The 11,722-nt window shown below is 71.1% G+C and carries 11 protein-coding genes and 1 tRNA gene; 7 read left to right on the top strand and 5 right to left on the bottom strand.

Features of this window, described 5'->3' with window-relative positions:
* Positions 1-175 precede the first annotated feature (175 nt).
* A tRNA-Gly gene (locus tag ACWGO8_RS08345) sits at positions 176-246 on the bottom strand.
* Between the two features lie 110 nt (positions 247-356).
* Here ACWGO8_RS08345 and dcd point away from each other — a divergent pair.
* The 5 genes from dcd (at position 357) to ACWGO8_RS08370 (ending at position 4,807) form a co-directional block, all read left to right on the top strand.
* On the top strand, positions 357-962 hold the full coding sequence (gene dcd, locus ACWGO8_RS08350; protein WP_376953008.1) for a dCTP deaminase: 606 nt from the start codon (positions 357-359) through the stop codon (positions 960-962).
* 124 nt (positions 963-1,086) lie between these two features.
* Positions 1,087-2,154, top strand: a complete 1,068-nt coding sequence (locus ACWGO8_RS08355) for a glycosyltransferase (protein ID WP_452042608.1) — start codon at positions 1,087-1,089, stop codon at positions 2,152-2,154.
* The gene (locus tag ACWGO8_RS08360) at positions 2,151-3,020 is read left to right on the top strand and encodes a nucleotidyltransferase family protein (protein WP_452042609.1); all 870 of its coding nucleotides are present in this window, start codon (positions 2,151-2,153) and stop codon (positions 3,018-3,020) included. The genes ACWGO8_RS08355 and ACWGO8_RS08360 overlap by 4 nt, the downstream gene beginning before the upstream one ends.
* Positions 3,017-3,295, top strand: coding sequence for a PqqD family peptide modification chaperone (locus ACWGO8_RS08365; protein WP_452042610.1), 279 nt, complete (start codon positions 3,017-3,019; stop codon positions 3,293-3,295). Before ACWGO8_RS08360 ends, ACWGO8_RS08365 begins: the two co-directional genes overlap by 4 nt.
* 114 nt (positions 3,296-3,409) lie before the next feature.
* Positions 3,410-4,807, top strand: a complete 1,398-nt coding sequence (locus ACWGO8_RS08370; RefSeq protein ID WP_452042611.1) for an O-antigen ligase family protein — start codon at positions 3,410-3,412, stop codon at positions 4,805-4,807.
* Here ACWGO8_RS08370 and ACWGO8_RS08375 read toward each other — a convergent pair.
* Positions 4,804-5,964 (bottom strand): hypothetical protein, encoded by a 1,161-nt coding sequence (locus ACWGO8_RS08375; RefSeq protein ID WP_452042612.1) that lies wholly within the window; start codon positions 5,962-5,964, stop codon positions 4,804-4,806. The two genes, ACWGO8_RS08370 and ACWGO8_RS08375, sit on opposite strands and share 4 nt — an antisense overlap.
* Positions 5,965-6,034: 70 nt before the next feature.
* Between ACWGO8_RS08375 and ACWGO8_RS08380 the strand changes: the two genes are divergently transcribed.
* The gene (locus tag ACWGO8_RS08380; RefSeq protein ID WP_452042613.1) at positions 6,035-7,537 is read left to right on the top strand and encodes a polysaccharide biosynthesis tyrosine autokinase; all 1,503 of its coding nucleotides are present in this window, start codon (positions 6,035-6,037) and stop codon (positions 7,535-7,537) included.
* Between the two features lie 9 nt (positions 7,538-7,546).
* Here the strand turns inward: ACWGO8_RS08380 and ACWGO8_RS08385 are convergent, their stop codons facing one another.
* The gene (locus ACWGO8_RS08385; RefSeq protein WP_452042614.1) at positions 7,547-8,536 is read right to left on the bottom strand and encodes a hypothetical protein; all 990 of its coding nucleotides are present in this window, start codon (positions 8,534-8,536) and stop codon (positions 7,547-7,549) included.
* Entirely contained in the window at positions 8,533-9,546 is a 1,014-nt protein-coding gene (locus ACWGO8_RS08390) for a glycosyltransferase family 2 protein (protein WP_452042615.1), read from the bottom strand. Before ACWGO8_RS08390 ends, ACWGO8_RS08385 begins: the two co-directional genes overlap by 4 nt.
* Positions 9,547-9,666: 120 nt before the next feature.
* On the opposite strand from ACWGO8_RS08390, the gene ACWGO8_RS08395 reads away from it, so the two are divergent.
* Complete coding sequence (locus tag ACWGO8_RS08395) at positions 9,667-10,626, top strand: glycosyltransferase family 2 protein (protein WP_452042616.1); 960 nt, start codon at positions 9,667-9,669, stop codon at positions 10,624-10,626.
* Here ACWGO8_RS08395 and ACWGO8_RS08400 read toward each other — a convergent pair.
* On the bottom strand, positions 10,623-11,690 hold the full coding sequence (locus ACWGO8_RS08400) for a glycosyltransferase family 4 protein (RefSeq protein ID WP_452042617.1): 1,068 nt from the start codon (positions 11,688-11,690) through the stop codon (positions 10,623-10,625). The genes ACWGO8_RS08395 and ACWGO8_RS08400 overlap by 4 nt on opposite strands.
* Positions 11,691-11,722 lie beyond the last annotated feature (32 nt).

Here is an 11,722-nt window from a genome sequence, read left to right on the forward strand (position 1 = left end):
CGGAGGCCCGCTCAGAACTCTTGGGTGCCCGGCGGCACGGTCCAGCGCGGTCCGCTCACGAAAGCAAGTTGAATCATTTACCGTGAGTTAACCGTGACGCGAGGAAAACAAATCGAACTCACGAACGTCGATGTGTTGACGAAAATGCGGGTCTGATCAGCCACTATTCACGAAGAGCCGATGACGGGAATCGAACCCGCGCTGTCTGCTTGGGAAGCAGAAGTTCTACCATTGAACTACATCGGCGTGGCGGCATCCGTGGATGCAGCGTTGACCATCGTAGCAACTGCCGGCCCCGTTCTCGCGCCCTCGGCGACCGACGGAACGAGGCGGCTTCGCTCGCTAGGCTGGCGTGCATGCTGCTCTCGGATCGTGACATCAGGGCGGAGCTCGAGCGCGAGCGCATCCGGCTCGAGCCGTACGAGCCCGGGATGATCCAGCCGTCGTCGATCGACGTGCGACTCGACCGGTACTTCCGGCTCTTCGACAACCACAAGTACCCGTTCATCGACCCCGCCGAGGACCAGCCCGAGCTGACCCACCTCATCGAGGTGCGGCCTGAGGAGCCGTTCATCCTGCACCCGGGCGAGTTCGTGCTGGCGTCGACGTTCGAGGCCGTCACGCTGCCCGACGACGTGGCGGCGCGCCTCGAGGGCAAGAGCTCGCTCGGTCGGCTCGGCCTGCTCACGCACTCGACGGCCGGCTTCATCGACCCGGGGTTCACGGGCCACGTCACGCTCGAGCTGAGCAACGTCGCGACGCTGCCGATCAAGCTCTGGCCGGGCATGAAGATCGGGCAGATGTGCTTCTTCCGGCTCTCGTCGCCGGCCGAGAAGCCGTACGGCTCCGCCGACTACTCGAGCCGCTACCAGGGGCAGCGCGGGCCGACGGCGTCGCGGTCGTTCCAGAACTTCCACCGCACCGACGTCGGGGTGACCGAGGCGGGGTCCGCGGGTCGCTGACGGATGCCGCGAACCGTTGACGGCAGGCGCCCACTGTCCCGAGCCGTCTGCGCCCGCGTCTCCGTGAAGGTACGATGACGACGATGCCCGCGTTGTCGTCGCGGGCATGTCGGGAGGGGGAACGGTGCCCGAGGTGATCCTCGCCCACGACTACCTCCTGCAGGTGGGTGGAGCGGAGCGCGTCGTGGCCGAGTGGGCCGCCGGATTCGGCGCACGGCGCGTCGTGACGCTGGCGCACGCCCCCGCATCGACCTTCGACGAGTTCCGCGACCTCGACGTGCGTGCCACCATCCCGGGCGCGTTCGCGAACCAGGTCGAGTGGATGCTTCCGGCTCTGCCGTCGATCGCCGCGCGCACGACCGTCGACGGCGGCGATGTCGCGCTCGTCTCGAGCAGCGGGTGGGCCCACCGGTTCCAGTTCGAGATCCCGCACGTCGTCTACGTGCACAGCCCGGCACGCTGGCTCTACGCCGCCGACGACTACGCGGTGCGGCTCAGTCCGTTGCGCCGTGCCGGCCTCTTCTTGAGCACACCGTTGCTGAGGCACGGCGACCACGATGCCATGCACCGGGCAGGCGCGGTGGTCGCGAACTCGACGGTGACGCAGCAGCGCATACGCAGGTGGTACGGCATCGACTCGATCGTCGTGCATCCGCCGGTCGAGCCCGTGTCGCAGGTCGCCGTAGCGCCTGCGCGGGAGCTCCCCGCGGAGTACGCCGTGGTGGTCGCCCGCAACCGCGGCTACAAGAACGTGCACCTGGCGGTGGAGGCGGCGCGGATCGCCGGCCTGCCCATCGTGATCGCCGGGTCCGGGTCGCACACGCACGACGAGCCCGAGTCGGGCGTCTTCGGCCTGGGCCGCATCAGCGATGCCGAGCTCTGCTGGGCGTACCGGAACGCCGCGGTGGTCATCGGCGCGGGCCGCGAGGACTTCGGCCTGACGGTGATCGAGGCCGCGCTCGAGGGGACCCCGGCCGCCACGATCGCGTCGGGCGGCTACCTCGAGACCGTGAACCCCGGGATCAACGGCTTCCACGCGGCATCCGAGACGCCCGAGGCCCTCGCGGAGGCGATCGTGCTCGCCCGTCGGCTCGACGCCGAGGCGTGTCGCGCTTGGGGCCGCTCCTTCGGACGCGACGATCACGTCGCTCGGCTCACCGACGTGATCGAAGCGGTGGTGCAGCGGGCGTGAGCGAGTCGCGGGTGAGCGTGCCGCTCCCGGTGCGCCTGCGCTTCGGGCACGCCGCCGTGCAGCACCTCGCCGACTCGATCAGGGTCGACCTCCTGCACATCAAGGGGGCCGCCGTCGACCCCTCGCTGCGTCCGCCCGAGATGCACGGCACCGACGTCGACGTCCTCGTGCGGCCAGCCCAATTCGTCGCGCTCGACCACGCGATGCGGGCTCACGGATGGCGCCTGCACACCACGTTCTTCTCGGGGTCGCCGTTCGGCCATGCGCAGACCTACCTGCACGACGTATGGGGGTACATCGACGTCCACCGCTTCTTCCCGGGCGTGCGACTCGCGCCCGACGCCGCGTTCGAGCGGCTGTGGGTCGACCGCAGCTCGGTCGAGATCGCGGGCATCGGGTGCCCCGTGCCGAGCACCGTTGCGCAGTCGCTGCTGCTCATCCTCAACGTGGCCCGCGCGCGCGGCGCGAATCCGAGCGATCTCGACGCCGCCTGGCACCAGGCCAGCCCCGAGCGCCGGCAGGAGATCGAGGCGCTCGTCGACGAGCTCGACGCGCACGTGGGCTTCGCGGCAGCCGTCGGGGACCTCGACGAGTACCGCGGGGAACGCGACTACCGGCTGTGGAAGGCCGTCTCCACGGGCGGCACGCGATCCGAGGAGTGGTGGGGGCGCGTGCGCGCGGCGCCGACGTTGTCCGAAGCGGTGGGCATCGTGGTGCGGGCGCCCCTCGTGAACGTGGAGCACCTCCAGTACCGGCTCGGGCGCCCGCCCACCCGCGGTGAGATCGTCGTGGAGTTCGTCGCCCGGCCGGCGAGGGCGGTCGGTGAGGCGTGGCGGGGCGTGCGACGACGGGGGGCCGCGCGATGACCCGCCTGCGCCCGGCACCAGGCGTCGCCGTAGTCGAGGCGGGCGATGTCGTGTACGCGGCACCGGTGCCCGACGGCCCGATCGTGGTGCTCGACGGGGGCGCCGCCGCCATCTGGGTCGCGGCCCGCGCCGGCGAGCGCGAGTCGATCGCCGAGCGCGTCGCCGAGCTGACCGGCGCACCGCTGCGGACGGTGCAGGCCGAGGTCGAGCGCATCGTCGACGATCTCGTGCGACGCGGGCTGCTCGTCGCCGACGACGCCGACGGCGCGACCTGACGCCGCCGCCGAGAGGCGTCGTCGACCTCGGCCCGGCGCGCGGCGGCTCATGGGCCGGATGCCGCGCCGTCCTCACCCTGCGATACTGGAGCGGATTCCACGAAGGGCACGGCCATGGGTTCGACGAGCTTGCGCGCACAGCTGTGGCGCGATCGGCTCGCCGAGTGGTGGGCCGGACTCTGGCGATGGGTGCTGCTCGCCGGCGCCGCCGCCGCCGCGGCCTACATCATCCTCAATCAAGGCCTCGAGAACGCGACCATGACGGCATTCGCCCTCGCCGGTCTCGTCATCGGCGCGGTGCTCACACCGTCGGTGCCGCTCGCCGTCGCGCTCATGTCGATGCCCGCGCTCTTCATCGTGCAGCGCGTCGGCCTGGGTGCGGGCGACCTCTCGGTGTCGGACTTCGCGCTCGCGGCGGCATTCGGGTGCGCCGTGCTGCTCGGCAAGCGTCCCTACAGCCGGCCGCTCCGGGCGCTGCTCTGGTTCAACCTCTTCTACCAATTCACGACGCTCTTCACGGTCATCGTGAATCCCTATGCGGCCAATACCATCGAGTGGGTGCACGCCTGGGTGCTGGTGTCGGGCGCCCTCATCGTCGGTTGGGCCCTCGGCGCAGCAGGCTACGCGCGCCTGGCGCTATCCCTCCTCGTCGTGGCCGCATGCGCGATCGCCGTCATCACCGTGATCCAGGGCGGACTCCAGTACCTGACGGGGAACTTCAGCCCCGTCTACGTCTCCTGGCCGTTCGGGATGCACAAGAACTTCATCGGCACCGCGCTCGCCTTCGCAGCCATCGTCGTCTATGTGAATCCCGACTGGATGGGCTGGAACCGGGCGCTCGCGCGCTGGGCGCTCGCCCTGCTCGTCGTCGCCATCCTCATGACCCAGTCTCGTCAGGCCCTGATCGGACTGATCCTCGCCGTCGTCGTAGTGGTCATTCGCCGCCGGGTCACGGGCCGCTCCCGGCTCGTGCTGCTCCTGCTGATTCCCGCCGGCTGGCTGATCGTCACCATGGTCGCCGACCAGGTCGCCTCGCAGAACGAGTTCAACTCGGTCTTCCAGCGGCTGAACTGGTTCCGCGAAGTCTTCCACTACTGGCGCGAGTCCCCGATCTTCGGACACGGCCTCCGGTACTGGTACAACGAGACGGCCGTGCCGTTCCAGCCCCCGCAGGCGGAGATGGAGGTCCTGGCGTCGGCCGGGATCATCGGGCTGATCGGCTTCATCGTGATGTGGGTCGGCGTGCTCGTGGTGCTCTGGCGCGTCGATCCGCGCTACGGCACGATCGCGGTCGCCGTCGTGCTGAGCCGAATCGTGCAGGGCCAGTTCGACCTCTTCTGGATCGCGGCCCAGGTCTCGATCCCGTTCGTGATCGCCGGCATCTGTCTCGGCGCGCTGGATCGCGAGGAGCGGGGTACGAAGGGCGAACCGGATGCCGCGCATGCGCGGCACCCCGGGGCATCCCTGCGCCCGCCGTCGCGAGCCGCGACCCCGTGGAAGGAGACCCGCTAGAAGGCGACGAGCAGGCCGGCTTCGACGAGATCGCGGATCGCGGCGCTCACGACCATCGACGGATCGACGCCCTCGGGAGGCTCGGGCAGCTGGCGCACCGCCGCCGCCGTGATCTCGGCCTCGGTCGAGTCGTTCGCGGCCAGCCACACGATCGGGCCGATGCCGTCGAGCACCGTGACCGTACCCGGTACGAGCACGAGCAGCTGGTCGTCGACCATCAGCGCGTCCCGATGGGTCGCTCGGCGGAACGTGCCGGCGGGCCCGTCACCGCGGGGCTGCTCGGCGTCGGGGTACTGCTCGGGGAGCAGGTGCTTGAAGCAGTCGCAGTCCCGCTCGGGCGTGGCCACCTCGGTCAGCCTCGGGTCGCCGTCGTCGGACGGGTTCGCGAGGATCTGCTCGACGAGGCCGGGCAGCGTGTCGGCCTCGGCGTAGACGGCCCGGCGTACGCCACCGGTCGAGATCACGAGCTCGGCGAGGGTGCGGAGCGGGTTCTCGAGCTCGGGGAGGAAGCTTGTCTGGGGGACGAGCTCGGCCAGCACCTCGGTCAGCGGAACGTGCACGAGGATGGGCTCCGCGACGTCCGCCTGGCGGTCGAGGAGGACGATGGCCGCAAGGCGGAGCGGGGCCTCGGCAGCCGGCTTCAGTCCGAGGGCCGTCGCCCCCTCGGTGCGCTTGTGTCCGGGGCGCTCGCCCAGGGACAGTGGCTTGGGATAGGGGACGACCGCGCCGTCGGGTCGCACCGCGAGCGTCTCGTCGGTGACGTAGCCGAACACGGTGCCGAGCGCGCGGGACGCGGTCGTCTTGCCACGACCCGACGGGCCGACGAAGCCGACGACGCGACCATCGTCGAGAGAGGCCGCCGCCGCGTGCAGCATCAATGCCTGGCCACGGAGCTCCGTGATGCCCTGATGGGTGATCTCCGTGGCGATGAGATCGGCGAGGATGTCGGCCGAGGGCGCCACGACGGTCGGCGCGCCGTCCTCGGCGAGCATGCCCGAGACGCCGGCGCTGATCGTGCGGTGCGGTGCGTCGCCGTCGTCGACGATGAGATCGGACCATTGCGCCGCGATCGCCTGCTGCTCGTCGGAGCTGAGGCTGTCGTCGAGCTCGACACGGACCGTCGACGCGAGCGCGCGCACATCAAAGGCTGTTGGCATACCATGGAGCCTACTCACAGACGGTCAGCCGCGCCGCGGCCGGAATGGCCGAACGCACCACGGAGGTGGCATGGAGTTCCGCGACTACCTGCGTGGCCTGCGCCGGCACTGGGTCGCCATCGTCCTGATGACGATGGTCGGCGTCGCCGCCGGCTATGGCTGGACGCTGCTGCAGACCCCGGTGTACACCGCAGGAGCGAGCGGCTACGTCGCGGCGAAGCAGAGCGAGGACGTGAGCCTCTCGACGGTGGGCGACGGGCTCGCACGTTCGCGGGTGCAGTCGTACCTCGACATCGCCGGTTGGCGTTCGGTCGCGGAGAACGCGATCGATGAGCTCGACCTCGATACGACCCCCGAGGCCCTCGTGGGCCGCGTGACCGTCACGAATCCGACCGACACGGTGATCATGAAGATCAGCGCCGAGGCGTCGACGCCCGAGGACGCTCGCAACCTCGCTGAGGCGTGGATCCGGGCGATGATCGTCGAGATCGACCAGATCGAGGGGGACGGGTCCGAGGGATCGGCGGCGGTCACGGTCATCCCCGGCGACTCCGCCTCGCTGCCCACCACCCCCACCTTCCCCGACCTCCAGACCGCCCTCCTCGTGGGCGGCATCCTCGGCTTCGGGTTCGGCGTCGCGTTCGCGCTCATCCGCACCGTGTCCGATCGTCGCATCCGCACCGCGGAGGATGCCGAGTCCCGGACGGGTGTGGCGGTCGTCGGCACGATCCCCGTGGCGCCGGGTCTCGATGCCGCGACCCGTCTCGTCGACCCGTCGGCGCCGAGCGGCGGCAAGGGCGGGACGTTCGCCGTCACCGAAGCGCTGCGCGCCCTGCGAACCAACCTCCAGTTCATGGACGTCGACCACCCGCCGAAGACCATCGTCGTCACGAGCCCGCTCCCGGGCGACGGCAAGTCGACGATCGCGTGCAACCTCGCCCTGACGCTCGCAGCGGCGGGAACCACGGTGGTGCTCGTCGACGGCGACCTCCGCCGGTCGACGGTCGCGAAGACCATGGGCCTCCCCGACGGCGCCGGACTGAGCGACGTGCTCGCCGGGCGCGCGTCCCTCGCCGAGGTGCTGCAGCGCACCCCCAAGTCGAACAATCTCCTGGTGCTCGCGGCCGGCAGCACCCCGCCCAACCCGAGCGAGGTGCTCGGCTCGGAGCGCATGCACACGCTGATCGCCGACCTCACGAAGCACGCGACCGTGATCATCGACGCCCCGCCCCTCCTGCCGGTCACCGACGGCGCGGTGCTCACGCACCAGGCCGACGGTGCGCTCGTGGTGGTCACGCTCGGGAAGACGACCCACGACCTGCTGACCAAGGCGCTCGACACGCTCTACAAGGCGCGCGGCCGGGCGCTGGGCATCGTCCTCAACAAGGCCCCGTTGCGTGGCGTCGACGCGTCGCCGTACTCGTACGAGTATCGCCGCGAGTACACCAAGGGAAGCGACATCGCGGAGGCCGCCGAGACTCCTGTTCCCGCCGGAACGGTCGTGCCCGACAGCGCGAGCGAGCTCGTCGAGGAGGCCACGGCGCAGACCGGTCGTCGCGGTCGTCGCGGCTGAGCCGCACCATCACCCCACGGCGGCGGTGATGCGGTCCAGCTCGTCCATGAGCGGTGCGCTCACGACGGAGTCGACCTTGCGGCAGAACGGCGACCCCGAGGCCAGGATCGCCTCCAGGTGATCCAGCGTGCAGACCGCGGGCTGGTCACGGGCGTCGTCCCACTCGACGTGGGTGACCGGGGCGAGCGCACTCGCCGCTGCTCGCCACGCCAGCGGCGTGACGAGGGCCGACTCGTCGGGGATGACGGAGTGCTCGTAGAGTCGCCGCAGGCGTGATCCGCGGGCCAGGTCGACATCGAGCAGTCGATCGAGCTCGACTCGCCGCAGCGCGATCCACTGGCTGCCCTGGAAGCACGGCTGCTCGGCGGAGAACGGCGAACGCGCTCGTCGGATGCCGTAGAAGACGCCGCGGCCGCGCTCGAGGACCCGCACCGAGAGGACCGGTTCCGTGCGCAGCGTCACCGCATCGCGTACTCGTCGCCACGCGCGCCCCATGCATCCGTCGAGCCGGATGCCGCGGCGCGCCGCCGGCGTCTGGAACCAGCGGTGGCTGTAGCGGGTGAGTGCGTCGTCGCCGTCCCCGAGGCGCCTGCCCCAGTGCGGCGTGTAGCGGAGTGGCGACGCGGTCCCGATCCAGCTGCCGGCCGAGAGGGCCTCCGACTCCCACGCCGAGAGGCGGCGAGCGGGGTAGTCCTGCCCGGACACGACGCAGACGAGGTCAGGATCGACGCGCGTCCGGACGCGGTCGAGCGCGACGAGCGTTGCCTCGACCAACTCCCAGGATCCCCAGTCGGCGGCGAGCCCGTGCTCGAACACCTCGACGCGCGGATCGACCGGCTCGTCGGGGAACGACTCCCGACGTGCGTCGTGCGCGATCAACACGAACGCATCGGGGCTCGACGAGCGGATCGCATCGACGAGGCGCCGCACCTGCGGCCAGTCGGCATGGGTCAGCACGACGTAGGCCACGCGCGGGCGTGACGATCGGGAGGCGTTCATCGGTCGCCGCGCTTCGACGTCAGTCGGCGTGCACGACGGAGCCTGTCGCGCACCGAGCCGGGAACGGACGCGCGCAGGCGGTCGCTCCGCCTCGGAAGGACGGCGCGCGCGAGCTCCAGGGCCTCCCGATACGACGCTGCATCGCGATGCGCGGCCGCGGCCGCGAGGGCCCAGCCGAGCACGTGCCGGTACTCGGTCCGGTAGGCGTCCAGCGGCCGATGCGGAGGCGTGGGCAGCTCCGACGGCTCCCAGAACGAGCGGATGGCGCGAAGCGTCGTCAGTCCGTTGGCCGGAGAGCCCGTGCGGGTGTTCGTGCCGGCGTGGTCGCGGAAGAACGCGAGGCGCTCCGCGATCGTGTGCCACTCGGTGAGACGGGCGACGTTCACGTACATCACCCAGTCCTCGGCCGTCGTCATCCCGTTCGGGAACCCGCCTGCGAGGACGAGCACATCCCGTCGCACCGCCGCGGTGCTCATCGATCCGCGCAGCCGCTCGAGCAGGAGGTCGAAGCTGCGGCCCTCGATGTCGAGGTACGACATGTCGCGCCGCGGCACGGCGTCGGCGGCCGCGGCGAGGCAGTCGTCGAGTGTGCGGCCGGTGATCTCGTCGTCGGGGCCGGACGTCTCGGCGAAGCTCCAGTACCAGGTGCTCAACGCGGCGCGCTCGGGAACGACCTCGACCGCCTGCTCCACGCGCGCGAGGTAGTCGGGATGGAGCAGGTCGTCGTCGTCCAGGAAGCAGACCCAATCGGTCGTCGCCCGCGCCAGCCCCGCGTTGCGGGCGGCCGCGACGCCGGCGTGCACGATGGGGACGAGCTCGACCGGCACGCCGGCGAGGGCCTCGATGGCCGGGTCGTCGAGGCCATCGGGCACCACGATGACCCGGTCGAACGGGCGAATCTGCCGGAGCGCACTGTCGACGGCCTGGAGCACCAACTCGGGACGCCGGTGCGTCGGGATGACGAGCCCGAACGAGCGGCGCCCGGTTGCGCGGTCGGCGTCGTCGAACACCAGCACATCCTAACCGCGGTTCGGGTGCCGTGGCCGCCCAAAGCCGGCGACGAGTGGGCGCCGTCGGGCCTGCCGCGGCGGGATAGAATCGTGCCCCGTCACCGAGGGACGCGGGGGATGATGAGCGGAGCACCGAGCCTGAGCGTGTGCGTCGTCACCTACGAGCGACCGGAGTTCCTGCAGCGATGCCTGCGATCACTGGACGCGGGGCTGCCTGCGGACGCCGAGGTCGTCGTCGTCGACGCATCGTCCGAGGACCGCGGAGACCTAGCCCGCGGCATGCGCTCGTCGGTCGTCTACGTGCACGCGCCGGAGCTCGCCGGGTGGATGACGCGTTCCCGCAACGAGGCGCTGCGCTGGGTGCGCGGCGAGATCGTGAGCTTCCTCGACGACGACGTGGTGCTGCGCCCGGGCTGGATGCTCGGGGTGTCGGCCGCGTTCGCCGATCCGACCGTTATGGCGGTCGCCGGGAGAACCTGCAACGGGGTCGCCGGCGAGGAGGACTACGACCTTCCGATCGGCCGACTGCAGCCCGATGGAACGCTCACCGACGGCTTCGCATCGCTGCCACTCGGAGTCGTCGACGTCGACCACGGGATCGGGGCGAACATGTCGTTCCGACGCTCGATGCTCGCCGAGCTGGGCGGCTTCCGCGATGACTACCCCGGAACCGCGCTCCGCGAGGACACCGACATGTTCCTCCGCATCCGGGCACTCGGCGGCCGGGTCGTGTTCGCTCCGGATGCCGCGGTCGACCACCTACCAGCACCGCATGTTCGCGGGGCCCGGTTCGACACCCGGTACAAGCTCTACGGCCGTCGCAACCACATCGTGCTCCTCGCGCGCTATGGCGGGCTGCGCTCGCGGCGACTGCGCCGCTGGACCGGCGCGCAGGTACGCGATGTTTTCGCGGCCACGGGCGTAGGCGGGAAGCTCCGTCGCGCGGGCGTCACGGTCCTCGGAATCGCATGGGGGTCCGCCGCCGCGCTGCGCTCTGCGCGCTGGCGGCCGCTGCCGGCCCCGAGGGAGGACGCGCTGGGGAAGGAGCTCCGCGCCCGCCTCGGCCGGTCGGCAGGCTAGGCGACGTCCGCCGGTCCGCGGTCAGCGACGGAGCGCCACACCCGGGTGTGGCCCTCGACGGCGCGCTGCCACGTGAACTCCGCCGCACGGGTGCGACCGCGCGCGACTATGGCCGCGGCATCCGCGGGTGAACCGAGCAGGTCCACGACTCCGGTGATGATGCCCGCGCTCGTCGGCGGAACGAGCAGGCCGGCGTCGCCGACCACCTCGGGGAGCGAGGAAGTGTCGGCGGCCACGACCGGCACGCCGGCGGCCATCGCCTCGAGTGCGGGCAGGCCGAACCCTTCGTATGTCGACGGCACCACGACGGCCGCCGCGCTCGCGATGATGGCGGGCACCAACTCGTCAGGCTGCCGGCCGAGCAGCCGCACGCCGTCGAGGCCGGCAAAGAGCCGCGTCCGCTCAGGATGCTCGGGTCCCATCAGGGCGAGGAGGAGCCCGGGGCGGGCGCGGCGGATGGCCGGCCAGGCCTCGGCCAGCGCCGTCAGGTTCTTCCGCCGGGATGCTCCGCCCGTATGCAGAACGAACGGTTCGATAAGCCCCAAGCGCTCGCGGACGGGCCGGGTCAGCGGTGGCGCGCCGAAGAAGCGTTCGTCGACGCCGTTGTGGACGACGACCGGATCACGCACTCCGAGGAACTCAACGACCTCGTTGGCGGTGAACGCCGAGACGCAGATGACCGCATCGGCGCGTCGAGCCTCCTCGGGTGCGGCGGCGATCGGGGCGGACTCGTCGGGGAACCGCCACGCGACCGTGTCGTGGATGGTCACGACGTCGGCACCCCGGCCGGGAGGCAGCACGAGGTCCATCCGGTGCACCAGATCGTCGCGGCCAGGAAAGGCGAGGCCGCCGAGCAGACGACGCTCCCGGGGCGTCGCTCCCGCGAGCCAGCCCATGGGCAGCCGACGGGTGCCCTCGAGCGGCGAGCGCATGGATCGGAAGACCTCACGGCGCACCGTCCACTCGGGGACTGCGGCCGGAGCGCCACGGCTGATCTCCTGCTCGTACCGCTGCGCACCCATCGGGTTGCTCGATGCGGTGGTCGCTAGGATCAGGTGCGGCATCCGGCCTCCTCATGGCACAGGCTAGTCGGTGC

Source organism: Agromyces sp. NPDC055661, from assembly GCF_053618135.1.

What these genes read in the sequence shown, in the direction of transcription:
- ACWGO8_RS08395 (WP_452042616.1), top strand. Translation starts at nt 9,667, where the DNA reads ATGAGCGGAGCACCGAGCCTGAGCGTGTGCGTCGTCACCTACGAGCGA.
- ACWGO8_RS08380 (WP_452042613.1), top strand. Translation starts at nt 6,035, where the DNA reads ATGGAGTTCCGCGACTACCTGCGTGGCCTGCGCCGGCACTGGGTCGCC.
- ACWGO8_RS08370 (WP_452042611.1), top strand. Translation starts at nt 3,410, where the DNA reads ATGGGTTCGACGAGCTTGCGCGCACAGCTGTGGCGCGATCGGCTCGCC.
- ACWGO8_RS08385 (WP_452042614.1), bottom strand. Translation starts at nt 8,536, where the DNA reads ATGAACGCCTCCCGATCGTCACGCCCGCGCGTGGCCTACGTCGTGCTG.
- ACWGO8_RS08375 (WP_452042612.1), bottom strand. Translation starts at nt 5,964, where the DNA reads ATGCCAACAGCCTTTGATGTGCGCGCGCTCGCGTCGACGGTCCGTGTC.
- dcd (WP_376953008.1), top strand. Translation starts at nt 357, where the DNA reads ATGCTGCTCTCGGATCGTGACATCAGGGCGGAGCTCGAGCGCGAGCGC.
- ACWGO8_RS08365 (WP_452042610.1), top strand. Translation starts at nt 3,017, where the DNA reads ATGACCCGCCTGCGCCCGGCACCAGGCGTCGCCGTAGTCGAGGCGGGC.
- ACWGO8_RS08400 (WP_452042617.1), bottom strand. Translation starts at nt 11,690, where the DNA reads ATGCCGCACCTGATCCTAGCGACCACCGCATCGAGCAACCCGATGGGT.